The sequence below is a fragment of the Sphingopyxis sp. P1IMeth2 genome (genome assembly GCF_900185685.1).
Lineage (GTDB): Bacteria > Pseudomonadota > Alphaproteobacteria > Sphingomonadales > Sphingomonadaceae > Sphingopyxis > Sphingopyxis terrae_A.
On record NZ_FYAT01000014.1, the window covers coordinates 1 to 20,754 of the forward strand.

Below are 20,754 nucleotides of genomic sequence, written 5' to 3' on the forward strand. Positions count from 1 at the left end.
TTAGCAGCGCGGCATCGATGTGCGACCGCGTCGGGTGAAGCGGCGAGACGAATGCGGCGTCGGCGCCTGCCCGCCGGGCGCGGTGCGCCTCGCGATGGTCATGGACCGGCATGGTGACGATCAGGCCGTTCGCGCGCGCCTGCGCCGCCCGGCGCGCGGCATGCTGCCGCAGATGGACGCCATCGGCCCCCAAGCGCCGCGCCTCGGCGGGCGATCCCGCGATCAGCAGCGTCAGCCCGCGCGCTTTTGCGATACGCGCGAGGCGGCGCGCGAGGCGCCAGCGCGCGCCTTGCGGCAGCGCGTCGTGCCGCAGGACGATGCCGCTTCCCGGCGGCAACAGCGCGGCGAGCGCCACCGTCCCGGCCGCGCTGCGTGCGTCGCTCATCAGCCAGCATGCGGGCAGGGGGTGGCGTCGGACCATCGCCCTTCCTATAGGCGCGTCGCGGGCGCACGCAACGCGCCCTTCGAGGATGACGATATGAGCGATGCGGCAAGCCGGCTGGCCGAGGTAGGGACGAACATTGCAGAGGCGGCGCGCCGCGCCGGGCGCAAGGCGGGCGACGTCTGCCTGATCGCGGTGACGAAAACGCATGATGCCGATGCGATCCGCCCGCTGATCGCCGCCGGCCAGCGCCATTTCGGCGAGAATCGCGTGCAGGAGGCGGCGGCCAAATGGCCCGCGCTGCGCGGGGAAACTCCCGATCTGACGCTGCACCTGATCGGTCAGCTCCAGTCGAACAAGGCCGAAGAGGCGGTCGCGCTGTTCGACGCCATTCACTCGGTCGATCGCAGTTCGCTCGTCCAGGCGCTCGCCAAGGCGTGCGACAAGCTCGGCAAGGGGCCGCAGCTTTTCGTTCAGGTCAATATCGGCGACGAGGACCAGAAGGGCGGCTGCGCCGTCGCCGATCTCGCGGCGCTGCTCGCCGAGGCAAAGGCGGCGGGGCTGGCGATCGACGGCCTGATGGCGATCCCGCCCGCCGATGTGGACCCGGCGCCCTATTTCGCGCTGCTCGACGAACTGGCCGAGCGCCACGGCCTGCCGCTACGCTCGATGGGAATGAGCGGCGATTATGAAAAAGCGGTCATGCTCGGCGCGACCCACGTCCGCGTCGGCACCGCCTTGTTCGGCGAGCGCGACTAGCGTCCAAACCCCCAGGAATCTGCGGCCCGCCTTACAAATTGCGGCCCATCGCAGCTAGTAACGCGCGCCAATGTTCGCCGAGGCGGCGCTGGAACGGCATCAGGTCGAATCCGTGGCGCGCGGCATGGCTTTGCGGGATTTGGTCCCAGCCGCGATGCTCGACGGTGACGCGCGTTTCGGGGCCGACGGCGTCGAAGCGCACCTCGACTTCGGTGGTGTGGTCGGCGGCAAAGCCGGGAACGCGCCAGCCGAAGGCAAGCCGCTTGCCCGGCTCCCACGCACGGATGCGGCCGATCTCCCATTCGCGGCCGTCGGCGAAGCGCGTCACCAGCCGCCCGCCGGGCCCCGCGGGGTCGAAGCGCGGCACGCCGTCGTCTCCGCGCGCCAGCTCGAACAGCGGATGGCTTTGCCACCAGCTGCCGATGTCGCGGGTGAACACCTCGAAGGCGCGCGCCGGGGTGGCCGCGACGCGCAGGGCGACGATCACCGCCGCACCGCTCATGGCGAGCGGCTCATGGCGCGCCGCGCTCGACATGCGCCTTGAAGGCGGCGAGCTGCTCGCTCCACAGGCTTTCGGTTTCGGCGAGCCAGCCCTTGAGCGCGTCGGTCGCGCCGTCCTTCAGGCGATAGATGCGGACGCGGGCGTCGAAGGGCAGATAATGATCCTCGACCAGCCCGCCATCCTTCAGCGCCTTGAGGTGCCGGCTCATCGCGGGCGGCGCGAGGCCCAGCGTGCCGGCCAGCTCGCCGGCGCTATAGGGGCGCCGACCGAGCAGTTCGACCGCGCGCCGCCGCCGCGGGTCGGCGAGCGCCGCAAACACGGCATCGACCGCGGCCGCGCTCAATCGTCGAGCCGCGTCTGGGTGGTGAAGCCGCCCTCGGCATCCCATTCGGCGGCGGTCTTGGCCGCGACCGTGACGCCGAAGGTCCAGATATGTCCCTCGGGATCCTTGGCGCGATAGGTGCGGTCGCCATAAAATTGCGTCTCGGGCTCGGCGATGATCGCGGCGCCCGCCGCGCGCGCGGCTGCGCAATGTGCGTCGATATCCTCGCCGGGGGCGAGCTGGACATGGACGCTCTGGGTGTTCTTGCCGCCGATCGACTGCGGGCTCTTGTGATCGTCCGACCATTCATTGCCGATCATCACCATCGAGGCGCCATAGCCCATTTCGCTGTGCGCGAGATTGCCGTCGGCATCGAGCAGCACGAACAGCGGTTCGAACCCGAATGCCTCTTCCAGCCAGCGGAACGCCGCCTTGCTGTCGCGATAGCTGATCGCGCTCGATAGCCCCTTGGGGCGGTGCGCTTCGGTCATGTCTCTCTCCTTGCGACTCATTATTTCCAGAATGGAGAATATTTATCAAAAAACGAAACTAAGTGCAATTCCGTCTGAAGTCGCTAGGAAAATGGCATGCCCGATCTCGCCCGCTGCGTCGCCGAAGCCTATCAGACTGCGCTGCCGCACCGCGGCCAGGGCAAGGTCGCCGACTATATCCCCGCCCTCGCCGGGGCCGATCCCGACCGCTTCGGCTTTGCCCTCGCGCTCCCTGACGGAACGGTCCACACCGCGGGCGACGCCGACGAGGCTTTTTCGATCCAGTCGGTGTCGAAGGTGTTCACGCTCGCCCTTGCGCTGCGCCGGGTCGGCAGCTCGCTATGGGACAGCGTCGGCCGCGAGCCGTCGGGCAGTGCCTTCAACTCGATCGTCCAGCTCGAAAGCGAGCAGGGAGTGCCGCGCAATCCCTTTATCAACGCCGGGGCGATCGCGACCACCGACCGGCTGATCGACGGTCGCTCGGCCGACGAGGCGGTCGATGAGATCGTCGCCTTCATGCGGGCCAGAGCGGGCGACGCAAGCGTGGCGATCGACACCGGCGTTGCGGGATCGGAAAATGACACGGGCGCGCGCAACCGCAGCCTTTCCTATTTCATGGACGCCTTCGGGACGCTGCGCCATCCGGTGGAGACGGTGCTGTCGGTCTATTTCCGCCAATGCGCGCTGTCGATGAGCTGCCGCCAGCTGGCGCAGGCCGGCCTGTTCCTGGCCTTCGAGGGCCGCGACCCGCGCACCGGCGAACAGCTTCTCGACCCGCACCGCGCGCGGCGCATCAACGCGATCATGATGCTGTGCGGCCATTACGACAATTCGGGCGAATTCGCCTTTCGCGTTGGCCTGCCCGGCAAGAGCGGGGTGGGCGGGGGCATCCTGTGCATCGCACCGGGGCAGGGATCGATCGCGGTCTGGTCGCCGGGCCTCAACGAAGCCGGAACATCGCTCGTCGGCGCGCTCGCGCTCGAACATTTCGCCTATGCGGCGGGTTGGTCGGTGTTCGATTAATCCTGGTCGGCGACGAGCGTCAGGCTGACCTTGGCGGTGCCGCTGCGGTGCATGCCGATTTCCTTCGCCGCGGCCTGCGAAATATCGATGACGCGGCGGCCGCCGAAGGGGCCGCGGTCGTTGACGCGGACGATCACGCTCTGGCCGTTGGACAGGTTGGTAACGCGGACCTTGCTGCCGAAGGCGAGCGTGGGGTGCGCTGCGGTCATCTGATCGGGGTCGAAGCGCTCGCCGCTCGCGGTGCGATTGCCCGCGAGTTCGCGGCCGTAATAGCTTGCCGTGCCGTTGCCGATTTCGGTTTCGCCGCCGCCGAACTGATCCTGCGCCACCGCCGGCATCGCCAGCACCAACGCCAAACTCATCGCCATCACCCGCCGCATGGGCAGCCTCCCCCGTTTCAGGTGGAGCGCTCAAAGCAGCGGCGCGGGCGGCTTGCAAGCTGCCCGCGCCGTGCCGGTTTGATTCTGCGCCTAGTGGTTTGGTGCCTCAGACGTCCAGATTGGCAACCGACAGCGCGTTGGTCTGGATGAAATCGCGCCGCGGCTCGACCTCGTCGCCCATCAGCCGCTCGAAGATTTCATGCGCGACATCGGCCTGTTCGGCCTCGACGCGCAGCAGCGAGCGGTTGGCGGGATCGAGTGTGGTTTCCCACAATTGCTCGGCATTCATCTCGCCCAGTCCCTTGTACCGGCTGATCGACAGGCCGCGGCGGCTGTGCGTGAAGATGGCATCGAGCAATTCGGACGGGCGCGTCACCGGCGCGGCCTTGGCGGCGCTCGCGGCGGTCGGTGCCTCGCCATCCTCGCCCTCGGCATCGCTGACGGACTCGACGACCGCAGCGGCACTGGCTTTCACCAGCCGTCCGGGGCCACCATAGGTTTCGGCCTGTTCGGCGGCGAGTTTGTGAAGGCGGCGCGCCTCCTGGCTCGCGAGGAAGCCGGCGTCGATCGCGTGATGATCGCTCACCCCGCGCCAGCGGCGTTCGAGCGTATAGCCGCCGCCTTCGACCGCCTCGACGGTCCACACCGCTTCGGCGCCGCCGGTCAGCGCGCGCTCGGCGGCATTGAGCCAGTTCGCGGCAGTTGCCGCAGCGCTGTGGCGTCCTGCCGTATCGAGCGCGGGATCGAGGGCGCCGACCAGCGCCAGTGCCTCGACCAGCCCATGATCGAGCGTGCGGGGGACGTAACGCATCAGCGCGCGGAGCCGTCGGCCATGCTCGATCAGGCCGCGCAGATCGTTACCCGACCGTGCGCCGCCCGACGTTTCGAGCATCAGCGCGTCGATCCCGGCATCGACGAGGTAATTTTCAAGCGCGGTGTCATCCTTCAGATACACCTCGCTGCGCCCCTTTGCGACTTTGTAGAGCGGCGGCTGGGCGATGTAGAGATGGCCGTTCTCGATGATCTCGGGCATCTGGCGGTAGAAGAAGGTGAGCAGTAGCGTGCGGATATGCGCGCCGTCGACGTCGGCGTCGGTCATGATCACGATCTTGTGATAGCGCAGCTTTTCGATGTTGAATTCGTCGCGGATCCCGGTGCCGAGCGCCTGAATCAGCGTGCCGACTTCCTTCGACGAAATGATGCGGTCGAAGCGCGCCCGCTCGACGTTCAAGATCTTGCCCTTCAGCGGCAGAATGGCCTGCACATGCCGGTCGCGGCCCTGCTTGGCGCTGCCGCCTGCCGAATCCCCTTCGACGAGGAAGAGTTCGCACTTGCTGGGGTCGCGTTCCTGACAGTCGGCAAGCTTGCCGGGCAGGCTCGCGATATCCATCGCGCCCTTGCGCCGGGTCAATTCGCGCGCCTTCTTCGCGGCCTCGCGCGCCGCGGCGGCGTCGATCACCTTCTGGATCACCGCTTTGGCGTAGGCGGGATTTTCCTCAAGCCATTCGGTCATCCGGTCGGCCATCAGGCTTTCGAGCGGCTGGCGCACTTCCGACGAGACAAGCTTGTCCTTGGTCTGCGAGGAAAATTTCGGATCGGGCAGCTTGACCGAGACGATCGCGGTCAAGCCTTCGCGCATATCCTCGCCGGTCAGGCTGACCTTTTCCTTCTTCAGCAGGCCCGATTTTTCGCCATAACCGTTGAGCGTGCGCGTCAGCGCCGCGCGGAAAGCGGCGAGGTGGGTGCCGCCGTCGCGCTGCGGGATATTGTTCGTGAAGCAGAGGACATTTTCATAATAGCTGTCGTTCCACTCGAGCGCGACGTCGATGCCGATGCCGTCGCGCTCGCTGCTGATCGCGATCGGATCGGGCAGCAGCGGATTCTTGTTGCGGTCGAGATATTTGACGAAGGCCGCAATCCCGCCCTCGTAGAACAGGTCGTGGACGACATGTTCGGCATGGCGGGCATCGACCAGCTTGATCCTTACGCCGGAATTGAGAAAAGCGAGCTCGCGATAGCGATGTTCCAGCTTTTCGAAATCGAACTCGGTGACATTCTTGAAGGTATCGGTCGATGCCATGAAGGTGACACGGGTGCCCTTCTTGCCCGCAGGCGCCGGCCCGTTGACCTTGAGCGGCGCAACCGAATCGCCATGCTCGAAGCGCATCCAATGCTCCTCGCCATCGCGCCAGATCGTCAGTTCGAGCCATTCGCTGAGCGCATTGACGACCGATACGCCGACGCCGTGCAGACCGCCCGACACCTTATAGGCATTGTCGTCGCTCGTGTTCTCGAACTTACCGCCCGCGTGAAGCTGGGTCATGATGACCTCGGCCGCCGAAATGCCTTCCTCGGCATGGATGCCGGTCGGGATGCCGCGTCCATTGTCCTCGACGCTGACCGATCCGTCGCTGTTGAGCGTGATGAGTACCAGATCGCAGTGGCCGGCGAGTGCCTCGTCGATCGCATTGTCGCTGACTTCGAACACCATGTGATGCAGACCCGACCCGTCGTCGGTGTCGCCGATATACATGCCAGGCCGCTTGCGCACCGCGTCGAGGCCTTTCAGCACCTTGATCGAATCGGCGCCGTAGCTGTTCTGATTGGGCTGCTTGGGGGCGCTTTCGCTCGCGCCGCTCGCGGGGGTGTCTGTCATGCCGATTATATAGGGTCGGCGGCCGCAAAACCCAAGCAAAAATGCGCCGCTCGGCGCGCTGCCGACGGGCGTTGCGCACGGCGGCAGCGGCGGCTAGTTTCGAACGATGAAAAGCCCTCTGAACCTCCGTTCGATCCTTGCCGCCCTCGCGCTTGCCGCGCTGCCGCTCGCCGGCTGCTCGCAGCCCGCACCGCCTGCCGACAATGCCCCTGCGGTCGCCGGCCCGCCGCTCGCGACGCGCGCGGTCATGACCGGCACCGAAGGCCCGACGCTTCCCGCCTGCTCCAGCATCAGCCGCGTCAAGGACGGCGGCACCGACGTCTATTGGGCGCCGGGCGAAACGCGCGCCGTGAAGGCCAGGCTGCCCGGCGCGATGAAGGTGTCGGTGTGCGAGGCAACCGATGACGACGCTTGGTTCGGCATCGTCTTCGCGGCCCCCGGCACCGACGAGGATATGTGCGGCGTCGGCCGTTCGATCAGCAGCGCGCGCGAATATCAGGGACCGTGTCGCTGGGGCTGGATCCGCGGCGGAACGGTGCGGCTCGGCGCCTAGCGCGGCTGCCTAACGGCAATCCTCGATCACGCGGCCGATTTCGGACTGGACGGGCAGCGTCAGCGCCCGGCCGTTCGCGGCTTCGAGCGCAAAGCGGCCGCGACTGAAGGCGATGCGGTCGAGCCGGATATCGCGGCTCGGTACGATCGCCGTACCGCCGTCGAAGCGCACCTGGTCGGTGGCCGCGCTGGTGCGCAGTGCGACGGTGCCGTCGAGCGCGGCGGTCAGCCGGATAGCGCCGCCGCTGCACGCCATGGTCAACAGCGGCGCCGCGCCGGCGGTCGGTGTGAAGATCGCGCTGCGGCTGCCGGCATCATAGCGCCAAGCGCCGCGATCGAGCGCGCGGTCGTCCCACCCTTGCGTCGGCGCGGGGGCCGGCGGCGGCGGTGTTGCGGCGGGCGGTTGCGGCGCGGGGGCGGGCGGTGGTGCCGCCGCTTTCGGAATCGCGGCGCAGCCGGCGAGCAGCAGCCCCGTCGCCGTCACAGCCGTCAGTTCCGCCGTCTTGCCGCGCAAAACCATCCTCAAAACCCCTGCCAATCGATCACCTCATCCAGTTCGGCGCGCGGAACCGGCCATTGATTCACCGGTGCCGCCGCATCGGCATGACCGATCGCCAGCCCGGTGAACAAGATCTGGTCGTCGCCCAGTTCCAGTTCGTGCCGGATCGTCGCGCCGTACATCGCCCAGCATTCCTGCGGACAGCTTGCAAGGCCATGTTCGACGAGCAACAGCATCACCGACTGGAGCCACATGCCCATGTCGGCCCATTGCGGCGGTCCCATGATGCGTGAACAATGAAGGAAAAGCATCACCGGTGCGCCGAAACCCCGGTAATTCTCCATGAACCGAGCGAGCCGGCCCGGTTTGTCCTCGCGCGGGATGCCGAGCGAGGCGTAGAGTGCCTCGCCGACGCCGAAGCGCCGGCTTTCCCACGGGTCGGTCAGTCCGCGCGGGTAGATGTCATATTCGGGTTGCTGGCCGTCGCGCCCCATCGCGATCCGCGCCGCCACCGCCGCCTTCACGCGCTCCCAGCGCTCACCGGTAACGACCGTCACCTGCCACGGCTGCAGATTGCCGCCCGATGGTGCGCGCTGCGCGTCGGCAAAAATCCGTGCCAGTACCGCCCGGTCGATCGGGCGGTCCGAAAAGGCGCGCACCGAACGGCGGCGGTGCAACGCTTCGGCAACGGACAGGGCATCATTCGCTGGCATATTTATCCTCTCGGCGTTTTCCGAATAGCAAGCCGCGTTCGAGCCGGGCCTTGAGCTGCCGATAATAGCTCGTCAGGAACACGTCATCCTCTTCGGCGACGGGGCGGCCGATTTTGCCGCGGATCGTGTCGGCGACATCGCGCATCGCGCGCGGATCGGCGCCGCGCAGCACGCGCTCCAGTTCCTGCAATTCATAGATGCCATAGACGGCGAGTTCGGCGTCGGTAAAGCGGATCGCGTCGACCCCGCCGCCATCGGCGGTGATGTCGCGGTCAAGCTTCGCGCGCTTCGCCATCACGACCCAGGTTCCGGCGATCAGGTCGCCCATCCGCATCCGGTCGCGGTTGAAAAGCAGGAACAGGCTGAGCGTCAGCGACCAGGCGACCCCAGCGAGCGCGGTCCAGCCCGATACCATATCCTCGGCCGCGCCGACGCCCATCATGGTGAGGGGGAGGAAGAGCTCAAGCTCGCGGATCAGGTTGCGCGCGACCACTGCATCGGCGGTGAGCCGGCCGCCGTCGCGCGCAACGACGCGAATGCCCATCAGCCGCTTGCCGGGCGTCGCCGCACGCGTGCCAAGTTCGAAGCCGATGAACCAGAAGGTCCGCAGAACAAAGGCGCCGAGCAGCCAGACCGTCACTGCGATCGACGAATTGGACGCCAGCCCGGCCCAGAGGATCAGCAGAGTGAACAAAATGAGCGTCAGGACGATAAGGATCAGGTCGATCAGCAGCGCGCCGAGCCGGAGCGCCGCGCTTGCGATGCGCAATTGCAGATCGACTCCTTCGGGCGTCACGAATTCGCGCAGCTTCTTTTCCTGCGCCGCGCGCATCCGCAGATTACCCGCCGCGCTCAAGCGACATTCTCGCGGCGCGGGATGTAGAAATAGGCGAGCCAGAAGGCAAGCATCAGCGATCCGATCGCATAGCGCATCACGGTATCGGTGATGAGCTGGCGCCCGAACCCTTCGAGCAGGCCGGCGGCGAGCAGCATCAGGATGACGCCGACCATCACCTTGCCCGCGGTGCGGCCTGCCTCGGCGGCGGCCTGGAGGCGCGAGCGGGCGCCGGGAAAGACGACCGCGCTGCCGATCCGCAGCCCCGCCGCTCCGGACAGGGCTGCGGCGAACAATTCGGTCGTGCCGTGGATGAACAGCCAGCCGCCGAAATCGACGCCCAGCCCCTTGGCGGAAAAGACCGCGAGCATAGCGCCCAGCCCGATCCCCTGATAAAATTCCAGCATCATCGTCGGCACACCGAAGGCAAAGCCGAGCGCAAAGGACATGATCGAAACGCGGCTGTTGTGGGTAAACAGGAAGGTCGCAAAGACGTGCAGCGCGCCCTCATCCTCGCCCCCCGCCTTGCCGTGACCCAGCGTCGAGCGCAGAAACTCCACTGTCGCGCGCGGGTCGCGCCCGCCGGCCATCTCGTCGGGGACGAAATTATAATACCATTCGGGATTATGCGCGACGAGCGACCAGCTTGTCAGCGCGCCGAGCGTGATGATCAGCGCGATGATCAACGTTTCCTTCCACACCGCGCGGACCGCCGCCGGCCAGTCGTAAAGGAAGAAGCGGCGCAGGCGGCTGAGCCGCGTTTCGCGGACGCCGTAAATCAGGAAATAGCCGCGCATCGCCAACCCTTCGAGGTGGTCGAGCAGGGCCTTGTCGAGCATCGTCGCGCGCGCGATCGATAACGACGACAGCGTCGCGCGATAGAGGATCGGGAGCTGCAGCAGTTCGTCACTCGACAGCGCCTTGGCGCCGCGCGTCTCGAGACGGCCGAGCAGCGTGTCGAAGGCGATCCAGTCGGCCTCGCGCTCAGCGCGAAAACGACTGGTCGAAAAGCCGGGGGCGTCGGTCGCGCGCGCGGTTTCCATCACAGGCTCCCCTGGCGCTTGATGCCCAGATAGGCTTCGACGACATGTGCGCCCATCGCATCGGCGGGGACTTCGATGACGTCGGCGCCCAGTCGCTGGAGCCGCGCGATAACCAGTTGACGATCGCGCAGCATCGCCGCGGCGACATTGGCGCGCGTGACGTCCGATCCGCTTTCGGGACGGCGGCGTTCCTCGTCCTCCAATTCCTCGTCCTTGATGACGACGAACAGCAGTCGGTGCTTCTTGACCAGCCGGCCCGCCACACGGATCATCAGGTCGGCGCTCGTCGCATCGGTGAATTCGGTGAACAGGATAATCAGCGACCGGCGGTTGAGTTCGGCGCCGAGAGTCGACAGCGCGAGGGTGAAATTGCTCTCGACCGGCGCATAATCGATGCGGCTCGCCGCGCGTTGCAGCGCCGGAAAATCCTGCGTGTGCATATAGGCGGGGGTCATGCCGATCGGCTTGGCGGCAAAGGAAAAGAGGCTGATCCGGTCGCCGAGCTTCAGCCCTGCATAAGCCAGCAGCAGCGCCGCGGAGACCGCGCGGTCGACGCGCGGCATCGCGCCGACGGGCTCGGCCATCGTGCGACCGGCGTCGATCGCCAGCACGACGCGGTTGTCGCGCTCGACCCGATATTCCTTGGCAAGCAGCTTGACGTGCCGCGCCGATGCATTCCAGTCGATCGCGCGCCGATCCATGCCCGGCTGAAATTCGGCCAGCGCCTCATATTCATGGCCTTCGCCGCGCAGCTTCTGCTGGCGGAGCCCGAACCAGCTGTTGCGCTGGAACAGGCGGCGGCCTTCGTCAGTAACCAGGCGCATGTTGGGCACGACGCTGATCGCGCGATCGATCGCGAAGCGACGCTGTTTCCAGACGAGGCCGAACGGTCCTGCCCAGCGCACCCAAAGCGCATCGACCGCCGCCTGTCCGCGTCGCGAGGCGGTGAGCGCAAGCCGATGGGCGAGCGCGGCATCTTCGCCTTCGCCCACCGTTTCGAAAGCCGCCGCGATGCGGCCACCGGGTGCCAGCCGGTCGTCGAGCGACAGCGCGAACTCGGCGCGGCCCGGAAGGGCTGGCGCGCGCGCCGCAAGCATCATTTCGAACGGCTCGCCGACCCCGATTTGCAGCGGGAACTGGGCGTCGAGCGCGAGCCTGCGCGGCGCCGCGCCGGTCAGCGTATCGAGGAGAAGCCCCAGGGCGACGAGCGCGATCCAGCCGAGCGCGACGAGCCAAAGGTCCGGGCGCAGCAGGCCGAGCGCCAGCGCCACGGGGGCGCCGAGCAGCAGCAGATAGATTGCGCGCCGCGTCGGGTAGATCACCGCGGCACGTCCACCCGGTCGAGCAGCGCAGCGACGACGTGTTCGACGCCGCGCCCCTCGATCTCCGCCGCGGCCGACAGGATCACGCGGTGGCGCAATACGCCGCCGGCGAGCCGCTGCACGTCGTCGGGGATCACATAGTCGCGGCCGTCGAGCGCGGCGGCTGCGCAGGCGGCGCGGGCAAGCAGGCTCGCCGCGCGCGGACTCGCGCCGCATTCGAGGTCGGCGCTTTCGCGGGTCGCGCGCACCAGCCGGACGATATAGTCGACGATCTCGTCGGCCAGGCGGACGGTCGCGATCGTGTCGATCGCGGTACCGATCGTCGCGGCGTCGGCAACCTGCCCAACGCCGAAATCGGAGACCACGGGGCTTTTGAAGCGCCCGCCATGTTCGGCCACGATGCGCCGCTCCTCGTCAGCGTCGGGATAATCGACGACCAGCTTGAACAGGAAGCGGTCGAGCTGCGCTTCGGGCAGCGGATAGACACCCTGCTGCTCGATCGGATTTTGCGTCGCCAGTACGGTGAAGCGCGGGCTCATCGGGTGCGGCTCGCCGTTGATCGTCACGCGCCGTTCCTGCATCGCCTCGAGCAGCGCCGCCTGCGTCTTGGGCGGGGTGCGGTTGATCTCGTCGGCAAGCAGCAGCTCGGTGAAGATCGGACCCTTCGTCAGGGTGAAGCTCGACGTCTGGAAGTTGAACAGGTTCGATCCCAATATGTCGCCGGGCATCAGGTCGGGGGTGAACTGGATGCGCCCGAAATCGAGCCCGACAGCACGGGCGAAAGCCTGCGCGAGCAGCGTCTTGGCGGTTCCGGGCGGGCCTTCGAGCAGGACATGGCCACCAGCAAGCAACGCAATCGTGACCATGCGGGTCAGATCCTGCTGCCCGAACACGACCTTGGCGACTTCGCCCTCGATCGCCGCGCCGAGCGCCTGGACGCCCTCGATAGTGTCAGCCGTCACGCAATAATTCCTTCCTGATGTCGTGCAGCGCCTGCGCGTCTGCCAGAAATTCATGGGTGTTGCGCGCCAGCGGGAGACGGCGCGCGAGAGTGGCGAAGGAGGCGCTATCCGCCTTCAGATGGCGGTCGATCCACGCGTCGGTTTCCTCGGCGCTCAGACCGCCGGGGGCGTGCAACCGGCGTGCGATCGCGCCGCGCTGGCTGCGCACATAGGCATCGGCACCGTCGAGTTCGCGGCGCGCCTGCCGGATCAGATCGGCGCTGTTGGCGATCAGCGCCTGTTTGGAAATCGGAATTGCGCGCGCCGGACGCAGCGCGGGGCCGAAGCGCGCCCACGCCTGCCACAGCGCGAGCAGGCCCGCGGCGATCAGGCACAACGTGATCCCGATGAAGGGCGGCACGAAGGCGAAGCGCAGCAGCGACCGACCGCCGCCGAAGCCGTTGAGCGTCAGGTCGAAGGCGAGCCCTGCCGCTTCCGCATCCTCGCCGACCGCGTCGATCAGCATGGCCGCGGCATGCGCCTTGTCGCGCGACGCAAAGGCTAGATTGTTGAGGAGGTCGGGCTCGGCGAGAACATAGAATTCGCGGTTGGTCGTCCGCGCCAGCACCGCGCCGCCGTTCGCGCCGGGGATCAGCGTCTCGAGACCGGCGCCGCTGACCGTCTGGGCACCGGCCGGCAGCGGCACGGCAAAGCGGCGCCGCGCCACATCGGCGGTGACGCTCTGCGCCTTCGCCTGCGGCATCGCGATCTCGACCGTCCCGAAATAGTTTTGCGGCAACAGGCGGCTGGGCGCGGGCAGCGGCACGCCGAAGCCGACCCAGCCGGGTTTATGGCCCTCGCCGGTGCCGGGCATCGTCCGCCACTTGGGCAAGACGAGCAGAACCGGACCATTGCCCTGTCTTGCCAGCAAATCAGCTACATCTTCGGCATTTGTGTTGGCTGCGGGGGTCAGGACGAGCAACGGCTTGTCGTCCTCATAGGTTGCCGTCTCGACGCTGCGGCGCAGCTCGACATCGGCGCGGGCGCGTTCGGCGAGGTCGACGATGCCAGCAAAGCCCGGCGCCGCCTTCGACAGCGCGTGACCGCCGCCGTCATTGCCGCTCGACAGCTGCGGGCCAAGCGCAACCAACGCCCATAGCGCGATGAAGGCGACGACACCCACGGCGACCACCGCCGCAATCAGTCGCGGGTCGAAGGGATTGTCGCGATCGCTTCGCCCCATCATGCCCGCGCCCAATTCTTCGGTACCGTCAGCTCCGAATAGGCGCCGCGGCACGCGTCCCACGCCGCCGCGTCGATCGAGCGGCCGCCGAACAGGCTGATTTCGACCGAGCGCGCGATGCGGCTGAAAGCCTTGCGAGCGACCCCCGGCAAATCCTGCGCCTCCGCCAGCTCGCGCGACGTCATCGCCGGCTGCACCAGCCCCGGCCGCCGCGCGCTGATATCCTCGACGCTACGATAGAGCAGCAGATGAACCGCCTCGGCAAAGCGCCCCTCGGCGGCGAGCGCGTCGGCTTCGGCCAGCAGCGCGCGCGCCGCACCCGCTTCGACCGCGCCCGCCTCCTCCGCCTCGGCGCCCGCTCCGGTCTTGCGCAGGAAGGGTAACGCGTTGACCCAGCGCGCAAAGGCGGGGACCGTGAAATAGAGGATAAGCAGGACGAGCAAGATTGCGCCGCCCCACAGCATCGGCTTCAGCGCCGGCGCGCTCCATTCGAAGAAGCGGCCGATCGCTTCGAACAGCGATTTCAGCCAGTCGGGAACCTCGGGCGGCGGCGGCGGCGCGGGAAAGGCCGTCTGGATATCGCCGCGGGCAACCGTCTGACCATAAGCCGGATCGACGAGTTCAGGATCGAGCAGCCAGCCCTGATCGGGTGCGGCGGCGGCGGCCGACGCCTGGGCGATCCAGATCGACATCATATTGAAATTATGGCCTCGCCCCGCTGCACCATCGCGCTGCGGTGGTAGCGCGAGGCGCAACACCGACGCAAGAGGATGCTTGCGCGCCCGCAGCCCGCGTTCTAGCTGCGCGAGGCGGCGGCAAATGGTTGCACGGGCAACCGGAACACCGGCAGGAGGACAGCGTGGACGCGGCACAGGCGGTACATGAAAAATTTCTCGGCGCGCTGGCGAGCGGAACGCTCGCTCGCCGCGCCGATGCGCCCGATCCCGCGCATGCCGGGCTGACGCGGTCGGATGCCAGCGATATTTTCCTGTCGCAGCTCACCAGTCGCCAGATGGACCGGCTGTCGCGGACGCTGCAGGCACGCGGCGAGGGCTTTTATACCATCGGATCGTCGGGGCACGAGGGCAATGCCGCGGTCGCGGCGGCGCTGCGCGTCACCGACATGGCGTTCCTCCACTATCGCTCGAACGCCTTTCAGCTCCACCGCGCGCGCCAGCTCCCCGGACAGACCCCCGACTGGGACATGCTGCTGAGCTTCGCCGCTTCGGCCGAGGACCCGATTTCGGGCGGGCGGCACAAGGTCATCGGGTCGAAGCCGCTCGCGATTCCGCCGCAGACATCGACGATCGCGTCGCACCTGCCCAAGGCAGTGGGCGCCGCCTTTTCGATCGGTATCGCGCGGCGACTGGGCATGTGCGGCCTCCCGCTGCCCGAAGACGCGGTGGTGCTGGCGAGTTTCGGCGATGCGTCGGCCAATCATTCGACCGCGCAGGGCGCGTTCAATACCGCGGGCTGGTCGGCCTTTCAGGGCACGCCTTTGCCACTTATCTTCCTGTGCGAAGACAATGGCATCGGCATCTCGACACGCACCCCGACGGGGTGGATCGAGGCGCAGTTCCGCCACCGCGCGGGGCTTCATTATATCCAGTGCGACGGCACCGACCTTGTCGCGGCCTACGCGGGCGCAAAACAGGCCGCCGACTTCGCGCGCCGCACGCGCAAGCCGGTGTTTCTCCATATGGGAACGGTGCGGCTCTACGGACATGCCGGGTCGGACGTGCAGGGTGCCTATCTGCCCAAGGCGCTGATCGAAGCCGACGAGGCGCGCGATCCCCTGCTCGGGGGGGCGGCGCTGATGGTCGAACAGGGATGGATGTCCGCCGCCGAAGTCGCCGATGCCTATGAAGAGATCGGCGCAACGCTGGCGCGGCAGGCCGAAGCCGCGATCCGCCGCCCCAAGCTGACCACCGCCGCGGCAGTAATGGAGAGCCTGGTTCCGCCGAAGATCGACCGCCCGCCGGCCAATCGCCCCTCGACCGACGAGCGCGCGGCGCTGTTCGCCGGCGACGCGAACCAGATGGACAAGCCGATGCATATGGCGCGGCTGCTCTCCTGGGCGCTCGCCGATCTGATGCTCGCTTATCCCGAGATCGTCGTCGCGGGCGAGGATGTCGGGCCGAAGGGCGGCGTCTACAATGTAACCGCCAAGCTGCATCAGCGCTTCGGTTCGGCGCGCGTGATCAACACGCTGCTCGACGAACAGGCGATCCTCGGCCTCGCGATCGGCATGGCCCACAACGGCTTCGTGCCGATGCCCGAAATCCAGTTCCTCGCCTATGTCCACAATGCCGAGGATCAGATCCGTGGCGAGGCGGCGACCCTGAGCTTCTTTTCGAACGGCCAGTATACCAACCCGATGGTGATCCGGATCGCCGGGCTCGGCTATCAGAAGGGGTTCGGCGGCCACTTCCACAACGACAACAGCCTGGCGGTGTTCCGCGACATTCCCGGCGTAATCCTGGCGGTGCCGTCGAACGGGCGCGACGCCGTGCAGATGCTGCGCGAATGCGTGCGGCTGGCGCGCGAGGAGCAGCGCGTCGTCGTCTTCGTCGAACCGATCGCGCTCTATATGACGCGCGACCTGCACGAAGAGGGCGATGGCCTGTGGACCAGCGCCTATGAAGCGCCCGGCGAAGGGACGCCGATCCGGCTGGGCGACGTCGGCGTGCATGGCGATGGGACCGATCTGGCGATCGTGACCTATGGCAACGGCACTTATCTCTCGCGGCAGGCCGAAAAGCTGCTCGCCGCCGACGGCGTTAAGGCGCGCGTGATCGACCTGCGCTGGCTCGGTCCGGTCGATGCCGACAAGCTCGTTGCCGCGGTCGGCGAGGCGAAACGCGTCCTGATCGTCGACGAATGCCGCATCACCGGTTCGCAAAGCGAGGCGCTGATGGCGCTGTTAACCGAGCGCACGCCGGAGAAGAAGCTGGCGCGCATTGCCGCCGAGGACAGCTTCATCCCACTGGGCAAGGCGGCAACGGTGACGCTGCCGAGCCGCGATTCGATTTACGCCGCCGCGAAGGAGCTGCTGGCATGACGGCGGCGAAGAAGACTGCGCTTGTCGTCGCCCCCGGCCGCGGCACCTATGGCAAGGGCGAGCTTGGCAGCATCGCACGGCTTCACGGCGCGCGCTTCGGCGATATCATCGCTGGTTTCGACGCCCAGCGCCGCGAGCGTGGCCAGCCGACGGTCAGCGAACTCGACGGCGCCGATCGCTTCAGCGTCGCGACGCACATGCGCGGCGATGTCGCGGCCCCGCTGATCTACACCGCGACCCTGCTCGACTGGCTCAGCATCGACCGCGACCGATACGACATTGTCGCGGTCGCGGGCAATTCGATGGGCTGGTACAGCGCGCTCGCGCTTGGCGGCGCGGTGTCGGTCGAGGACGGTTTTCGCATCGCCAACGCCATGGGTCTCAACAGCCAGACGCACGGGCCGGGCGGACAGATATTGGTGCAGATCGTCGATGAAGACTGGCGCCCGGTGCCGGGGCTGCGCGCCAGCCTGCTGGCGCTCGTCGCCGACATCGCCGCGCGCCCGGGTCATGCGCTCGCGCTTTCGATCGACCTTGCCGGCATGCTTGTCTTGGCGGGCAATGAAGAGGGGCTGGCCGCCTTGCTTGCCGAGGCGCCGCCGACGCCGGGCCGCGATCCGCTGCGGCTGGCAGGACATGGCCCCTTTCATACGCCGCTGATGGTCGGCAGCTCGGACAAGGCGAAGGTCGAATTGCCCCCGGCACTGTTCGGCATGCCCGACCTGCCGATGGTCGACGGCCGTGGTCATATCTGGCGGCGCTTTTCCAGCAATCCCTGGGGCATGTGGGACTATACCTTCGGGCATCAGATCCTTGCGCCCTATGATTTTGCGCTGTCGGTGCAGGTTGCGGTCAAGGAATATGCGCCCGACGTGATTATCCTGCCCGGCCCCGGCGATACGCTGGGCGGCGCGATCGCGCAGGCATTGATCGGCATCGAATGGCAGGGGATCGCAGGCAAGGCCGACTTCATGTCGCGTCAGGCGGCGGACCCGATCCTGCTGTCGATGGGCCGCCCGGAACAGCGCGCGCTCGTCACGGGCTAGCCCATCTGTCTGTGGAGGTCCGGCGAAGGGGCCGAGCCGACGGAAGTGGAATATCCTCCGCCGGCCCGGCTGGGATGCGCGGCCAGGTGGGGATGGCACGCGCGGTCGAACGGATCGCCCTTGGGGACCAACACAAGGGCGACGGACCGTTCGAATCTCTTATAGGGGCCAATCTGTCGCGCTGTCCGGAGGCGGGCGGACTTCAAGCTCCGAAATGGACGGGATTGGCGATCCGGCCCCCGCGCGAATTAGACCGAAAAGCGCAGCCGTAGCAGCTCGGCGACGCTCGCCGCGCCCGACTGGCGCATGACATTGGCGCGGTGCACCTCGACGGTGCTCGGACTGACGTCGAGCTGCCGCGCGATCGCCTTGTTGCCGAGCCCCGCCGCTATGGTGCCAGAGGTGCCCGCCGCCGCCGAGCAGGGCTGCCTCGGCCTCGGCTCCGGCGTCAATTCGAAGTCTTCGGGGCGGCGGCGATCAGGCGGCCGGCGCGATGACCGGCAGACGAAGCGTGACGACGGTACCGTGGGGCTCGGCCGGGGCAATCGTCATTCGGCCGCCGTGCATATGCGCGATCGTTTCGACCAGCGACAATCCCAGCCCGGCACCCGATCCGCCGCGTGCGGGGTCGAGCCGGACGAAGCGTCGCGCCGCCTCGGCGATGCGGTCGGAGGGGATGCCGGGACCGTCGTCGATTACCGCGAGGTCGATTGCATCGCCAGCTTCCCGGACTGCGGTCAGCCGGATCTGGGTGCCGCCGGCTGCGTATTTCAGGGCATTGTCGATCAGGTTCGACAACGCGCGGACCAGCATTTCACGGTGCGCGACCACGTCGAGATCGACGGGTGCCGTCACCGCGATCGCAAAACCCTCGTCCTCGGCGAGCGGGCCATAGACTTCGGCCATGTCTTCGAGCAGCGGCGCGAGTGCGAAGCGCGTGAACTGGTCGCGGCCGATCCCGGCCTCTGCGCGGCTGATCTCCAGCGCGGTGTCGAGCAGGCGATGCAGGCTGTCGGCCTCGTCGATCGCCCCGGCGAGCGCGGCCGTCGTTTCGGGGTCGCGCGCGCGGCCCAGCGCCTGTTCCAGCTTCGCCTTCATCCGCGCGACCGGCGAACGCAGATCGTGCGCCATCGAGTCGGTGAGCATCCGCAGCTCGCCGACCAGCGTTTCGATCCGGTCGAGCATCGCGTTGATCGATACGCCGAGCCGGTCGAAGGCGTCACCGGTCCGGTCGCGCTCCACCCGCGCGTCGAGCCGGCCGCTGACAATTGCGGAGGCGGCGCGCGAAAAGACGTCGATGCGCCGCCCGAGCAGCCAGGCGACGAACGCGGCGACGATTCCGGCGATCGTGATGCCGACCGCGAGGGCGAACAGAAAGGCGGCCTGACTGGCGCGCGCGAGCTGAATCTGCGCCTCGAGCACTTCGCCCGTCAGCAGGGCATAGCCGCCGGGAAGCGGCGTGGTAATCAACCCGATCGGTTCGGCCTCGGCCGCATCCTGCCGGAACAGGCGGATTTCGCGCCACGCTTCATGGTCGGACACTGTCGCCGGCCATTGGCTGAGATTGCCGACGACGCGTGTGCCGTCGGGCGCCTTCAACAGTACGACGAAGTTGCGGTCGTCGCGCCGGGTCAGCCGGTCGCGGATCGCCTGAACCAGCGCTTCGGGCCCTTGCTGGCGCTGGGTCTCGGCAAAATCGTCGCGCGCGACTTCGGCGGCGATGCGCGCGTCGTCGATGATCGTCGCCTGGGTGAAGCGGTGGATGATCGTCAGACCGAGCGCCAGCGCCGCGACCTGCGCGATCACCAGCGCCAGCGTCAGGCGGACGATCGTCGATTGAAAGAAGCCTGCGCGCATCAGGCCGTCAGCTCGCGTCACCGAGCATATAGCCCGCGCCGCGGATCGTATGGACCAGCGGCGTTGCGAACCCGTCGTCGATCTTGCGGCGCAGCCGGCTGACATGAACATCGACGACATTGGTGCCGGGGTCGAAATGATATTCCCAGACCCCCTCCAGCATCATCGTGCGCGTCACCACCTGCTCCTTGTGGCGGAGCAGATATTCGAGCAGGCGAAACTCGCGCGGCTGCAGTTCGATCCGCTTGCCAGCGCGCGTCACGCGGCGGTTGAGCAGGTTCATTTCCAGATCCTCGCAGTACAGTGCCGTTTCGACCTGGGGGCCGTTGCCGGGCTTGGCGAGGAGCAGCTTGAGCCGGGCCAGCAATTCGGAGAAGGCAAAAGGCTTGACCAGATAATCATTGGCGCCCGACGTCAGCCCTTCGACCCGCGCATCGACCGCGCCAAGCGACGACAGGATGATAACCGGCGTCGCGATCTGCGCGGCGCGCATCGCCGCGAGCAGGGCCATGCCGTCCATGCCGGGCAGCATGCGGTCGAGGATGATCGCGTCGTAACTGCCATCGGTTGCATGAAACAGGCCGTCGCGGCCGTCGGCGGCATGATCGACAACGAAGCCTTCGCCGGTCAGGCTCTTGCTGATGAATTCGGCGGTCGTCCGGTCATCTTCGACGAGCAATATTTTCTGCGACATGCACTGTCCCCGGCTGTGGCCCGCGCGTCGCGGGAAGATGCTTATAGCTTGTCCGGATGCCACGGCGAATTCGCAGCGTCACCCCCTTGCGCGCGTCGCGGCGTAGCCGCGCGGCGGCATCGGCCGCCGACGCGATGGGGCGGCCATCGATCCGGTCGATCCGGTCGCCCGCCGCGATGTCGGCTTTCGCGGCCGGCCCGCCGTCCTCGACGCTGGTGACGACGAGCGCGATCGGCTGGTGGCGCCGGACAGGCTCCGCTTCGAAGGTCAATCCCCCCACCTGTCCCCCGCCACGCGAATGCGGCGAGGCATAGAGCCGCGCTGACAGGAAAACGATCCCCGCCAGCAGCAGGATCAACAAGGCCGTCGGCGGCATGGATCGGATGCGCGGCGGGTCCATTGGACCGGCGTAGCAGGCCGCGTCCCACCGCCC

23 protein-coding genes are annotated in these 20,754 nt (G+C 67.5%); 5 read left to right on the forward strand and 18 right to left on the reverse strand.

Annotated elements, in window-relative coordinates; genetic code table 11:
- A partial coding sequence (locus P1IM2_RS13460; RefSeq protein WP_260834161.1) for a thiamine phosphate synthase occupies window positions 1-385 on the reverse strand: 385 nt, incomplete at its 3' end.
- Window positions 386-478: 93 nt separating this feature from the next.
- Here P1IM2_RS13460 and P1IM2_RS13465 point away from each other — a divergent pair.
- Window positions 479-1,141: a YggS family pyridoxal phosphate-dependent enzyme gene (locus tag P1IM2_RS13465; RefSeq protein WP_186402784.1), complete on the forward strand. Its 663-nt coding sequence runs from the start codon at window positions 479-481 to the stop codon at window positions 1,139-1,141.
- 31 nt (window positions 1,142-1,172) lie between these two features.
- On the opposite strand, the gene P1IM2_RS13470 is transcribed toward P1IM2_RS13465, so the two are convergent.
- From P1IM2_RS13470 to P1IM2_RS13480, 3 genes are read right to left on the reverse strand one after another with little or no spacing between them, the layout of a single operon-like run.
- Window positions 1,173-1,676 (reverse strand): SRPBCC domain-containing protein, encoded by a 504-nt coding sequence (locus P1IM2_RS13470; RefSeq protein WP_186402785.1) that lies wholly within the window; start codon window positions 1,674-1,676, stop codon window positions 1,173-1,175.
- Window positions 1,654-1,986, reverse strand: coding sequence for an ArsR/SmtB family transcription factor (locus tag P1IM2_RS13475; RefSeq protein WP_120694152.1), 333 nt, complete (start codon window positions 1,984-1,986; stop codon window positions 1,654-1,656). The genes P1IM2_RS13470 and P1IM2_RS13475 overlap by 23 nt, the downstream gene beginning before the upstream one ends.
- A complete protein-coding gene (locus P1IM2_RS13480) occupies window positions 1,983-2,456 on the reverse strand; it encodes a VOC family protein (protein WP_186402786.1) in 474 nt (157 codons plus the stop codon). The genes P1IM2_RS13475 and P1IM2_RS13480 overlap by 4 nt, the downstream gene beginning before the upstream one ends.
- A gap of 96 nt (window positions 2,457-2,552) precedes the next feature.
- Here P1IM2_RS13480 and P1IM2_RS13485 point away from each other — a divergent pair, with 96 nt between their 5' ends.
- A complete protein-coding gene (locus P1IM2_RS13485) occupies window positions 2,553-3,479 on the forward strand; it encodes a glutaminase (RefSeq protein WP_186402787.1) in 927 nt (308 codons plus the stop codon).
- Here the strand turns inward: P1IM2_RS13485 and P1IM2_RS13490 are convergent.
- Both P1IM2_RS13490 and gyrB read right to left on the reverse strand, forming a co-directional pair.
- The gene (locus tag P1IM2_RS13490) at window positions 3,476-3,859 is read right to left on the reverse strand and encodes a septal ring lytic transglycosylase RlpA family protein (protein WP_186402788.1); all 384 of its coding nucleotides are present in this window, start codon (window positions 3,857-3,859) and stop codon (window positions 3,476-3,478) included. The two genes, P1IM2_RS13485 and P1IM2_RS13490, sit on opposite strands and share 4 nt — an antisense overlap.
- A 106-nt stretch (window positions 3,860-3,965) precedes the next feature.
- Window positions 3,966-6,515 (reverse strand): DNA topoisomerase (ATP-hydrolyzing) subunit B, encoded by a 2,550-nt coding sequence (gyrB, locus tag P1IM2_RS13495; RefSeq protein WP_186402789.1) that lies wholly within the window; start codon window positions 6,513-6,515, stop codon window positions 3,966-3,968.
- 106 nt (window positions 6,516-6,621) lie between these two features.
- Here gyrB and P1IM2_RS13500 point away from each other — a divergent pair, with 106 nt between their 5' ends.
- Window positions 6,622-7,068: a hypothetical protein gene (locus tag P1IM2_RS13500; protein ID WP_186402790.1), complete on the forward strand. Its 447-nt coding sequence runs from the start codon at window positions 6,622-6,624 to the stop codon at window positions 7,066-7,068.
- 9 nt (window positions 7,069-7,077) lie between these two features.
- On the opposite strand, the gene P1IM2_RS13505 is transcribed toward P1IM2_RS13500, so the two are convergent.
- The 8 genes from P1IM2_RS13505 to P1IM2_RS13540 are packed head-to-tail and all read right to left on the reverse strand — an operon-like array spanning window position 7,078 to window position 14,355.
- A complete protein-coding gene (locus P1IM2_RS13505) occupies window positions 7,078-7,587 on the reverse strand; it encodes a hypothetical protein (RefSeq protein ID WP_186402791.1) in 510 nt (169 codons plus the stop codon).
- Window positions 7,588-7,589: 2 nt separating this feature from the next.
- Window positions 7,590-8,279: a nitroreductase gene (locus P1IM2_RS13510; RefSeq protein WP_186402792.1), complete on the reverse strand. Its 690-nt coding sequence runs from the start codon at window positions 8,277-8,279 to the stop codon at window positions 7,590-7,592.
- Window positions 8,266-9,135, reverse strand: a complete 870-nt coding sequence (locus tag P1IM2_RS13515; protein ID WP_186402793.1) for an RDD family protein — start codon at window positions 9,133-9,135, stop codon at window positions 8,266-8,268. The genes P1IM2_RS13510 and P1IM2_RS13515 overlap by 14 nt, the downstream gene beginning before the upstream one ends.
- The gene (locus tag P1IM2_RS13520; protein WP_186402794.1) at window positions 9,132-10,157 is read right to left on the reverse strand and encodes a stage II sporulation protein M; all 1,026 of its coding nucleotides are present in this window, start codon (window positions 10,155-10,157) and stop codon (window positions 9,132-9,134) included. Before P1IM2_RS13520 ends, P1IM2_RS13515 begins: the two co-directional genes overlap by 4 nt.
- On the reverse strand, window positions 10,157-11,479 hold the full coding sequence (locus tag P1IM2_RS13525; protein ID WP_186402795.1) for a DUF58 domain-containing protein: 1,323 nt from the start codon (window positions 11,477-11,479) through the stop codon (window positions 10,157-10,159). The genes P1IM2_RS13520 and P1IM2_RS13525 overlap by 1 nt, the downstream gene beginning before the upstream one ends.
- Window positions 11,476-12,441 carry an AAA family ATPase gene (locus P1IM2_RS13530; protein ID WP_186402796.1) on the reverse strand — a complete coding sequence of 322 codons (966 nt, stop codon included), beginning with the start codon at window positions 12,439-12,441 and terminating at the stop codon, window positions 11,476-11,478. The genes P1IM2_RS13525 and P1IM2_RS13530 overlap by 4 nt, the downstream gene beginning before the upstream one ends.
- Entirely contained in the window at window positions 12,431-13,666 is a 1,236-nt protein-coding gene (locus P1IM2_RS13535; protein WP_186402797.1) for a DUF4350 domain-containing protein, read from the reverse strand. The genes P1IM2_RS13530 and P1IM2_RS13535 overlap by 11 nt, the downstream gene beginning before the upstream one ends.
- A complete protein-coding gene (locus P1IM2_RS13540) occupies window positions 13,663-14,355 on the reverse strand; it encodes a DUF4129 domain-containing protein (protein WP_260834162.1) in 693 nt (230 codons plus the stop codon). The genes P1IM2_RS13535 and P1IM2_RS13540 overlap by 4 nt, the downstream gene beginning before the upstream one ends.
- 167 nt (window positions 14,356-14,522) lie before the next feature.
- On the opposite strand from P1IM2_RS13540, the gene P1IM2_RS13545 reads away from it, so the two are divergent.
- Window positions 14,523-16,724, forward strand: a complete 2,202-nt coding sequence (locus P1IM2_RS13545; protein ID WP_186402799.1) for a thiamine pyrophosphate-dependent enzyme — start codon at window positions 14,523-14,525, stop codon at window positions 16,722-16,724.
- On the forward strand, window positions 16,721-17,770 hold the full coding sequence (locus P1IM2_RS13550; RefSeq protein ID WP_186402800.1) for an ACP S-malonyltransferase: 1,050 nt from the start codon (window positions 16,721-16,723) through the stop codon (window positions 17,768-17,770). The genes P1IM2_RS13545 and P1IM2_RS13550 overlap by 4 nt, the downstream gene beginning before the upstream one ends.
- 248 nt (window positions 17,771-18,018) lie before the next feature.
- Here P1IM2_RS13550 and P1IM2_RS13555 read toward each other — a convergent pair whose 3' ends face one another.
- Genes P1IM2_RS13555 through P1IM2_RS13570 form a run of 4 tightly spaced genes read right to left on the reverse strand, consistent with a single transcriptional unit; the run spans window position 18,019 to window position 20,697 of the window.
- Window positions 18,019-18,222: a LuxR C-terminal-related transcriptional regulator gene (locus P1IM2_RS13555; RefSeq protein WP_234178462.1), complete on the reverse strand. Its 204-nt coding sequence runs from the start codon at window positions 18,220-18,222 to the stop codon at window positions 18,019-18,021.
- Between the two features lie 25 nt (window positions 18,223-18,247).
- Window positions 18,248-19,648: an ATP-binding protein gene (locus tag P1IM2_RS13560; protein WP_186402801.1), complete on the reverse strand. Its 1,401-nt coding sequence runs from the start codon at window positions 19,646-19,648 to the stop codon at window positions 18,248-18,250.
- Complete coding sequence (locus tag P1IM2_RS13565) at window positions 19,635-20,321, reverse strand: response regulator transcription factor (protein ID WP_186402802.1); 687 nt, start codon at window positions 20,319-20,321, stop codon at window positions 19,635-19,637. The genes P1IM2_RS13560 and P1IM2_RS13565 overlap by 14 nt, the downstream gene beginning before the upstream one ends.
- Window positions 20,290-20,697, reverse strand: coding sequence for a PDZ domain-containing protein (locus tag P1IM2_RS13570; RefSeq protein WP_186402803.1), 408 nt, complete (start codon window positions 20,695-20,697; stop codon window positions 20,290-20,292). The genes P1IM2_RS13565 and P1IM2_RS13570 overlap by 32 nt, the downstream gene beginning before the upstream one ends.
- Window positions 20,698-20,754 lie beyond the last annotated feature (57 nt).

Coding starts and splice junctions, on each gene's coding strand:
- gyrB (WP_186402789.1), bottom strand. CDS start 6,515: ATGACAGACACCCCCGCGAGCGGCGCGAGCGAAAGCGCCCCCAAGCAG.
- P1IM2_RS13535 (WP_186402797.1), bottom strand. CDS start 13,666: ATGATGGGGCGAAGCGATCGCGACAATCCCTTCGACCCGCGACTGATT.
- P1IM2_RS13465 (WP_186402784.1), top strand. CDS start 479: ATGAGCGATGCGGCAAGCCGGCTGGCCGAGGTAGGGACGAACATTGCA.
- P1IM2_RS13505 (WP_186402791.1), bottom strand. CDS start 7,587: ATGGTTTTGCGCGGCAAGACGGCGGAACTGACGGCTGTGACGGCGACG.
- P1IM2_RS13500 (WP_186402790.1), top strand. CDS start 6,622: ATGAAAAGCCCTCTGAACCTCCGTTCGATCCTTGCCGCCCTCGCGCTT.
- P1IM2_RS13490 (WP_186402788.1), bottom strand. CDS start 3,859: ATGCGGCGGGTGATGGCGATGAGTTTGGCGTTGGTGCTGGCGATGCCG.
- P1IM2_RS13485 (WP_186402787.1), top strand. CDS start 2,553: ATGCCCGATCTCGCCCGCTGCGTCGCCGAAGCCTATCAGACTGCGCTG.
- P1IM2_RS13550 (WP_186402800.1), top strand. CDS start 16,721: ATGACGGCGGCGAAGAAGACTGCGCTTGTCGTCGCCCCCGGCCGCGGC.
- P1IM2_RS13540 (WP_260834162.1), bottom strand. CDS start 14,355: ATGTCGATCTGGATCGCCCAGGCGTCGGCCGCCGCCGCCGCACCCGAT.
- P1IM2_RS13480 (WP_186402786.1), bottom strand. CDS start 2,456: ATGACCGAAGCGCACCGCCCCAAGGGGCTATCGAGCGCGATCAGCTAT.
- P1IM2_RS13510 (WP_186402792.1), bottom strand. CDS start 8,279: ATGCCAGCGAATGATGCCCTGTCCGTTGCCGAAGCGTTGCACCGCCGC.
- P1IM2_RS13570 (WP_186402803.1), bottom strand. CDS start 20,697: ATGCCGCCGACGGCCTTGTTGATCCTGCTGCTGGCGGGGATCGTTTTC.
- P1IM2_RS13470 (WP_186402785.1), bottom strand. CDS start 1,676: ATGTCGAGCGCGGCGCGCCATGAGCCGCTCGCCATGAGCGGTGCGGCG.
- P1IM2_RS13520 (WP_186402794.1), bottom strand. CDS start 10,157: ATGGAAACCGCGCGCGCGACCGACGCCCCCGGCTTTTCGACCAGTCGT.
- P1IM2_RS13565 (WP_186402802.1), bottom strand. CDS start 20,321: ATGTCGCAGAAAATATTGCTCGTCGAAGATGACCGGACGACCGCCGAA.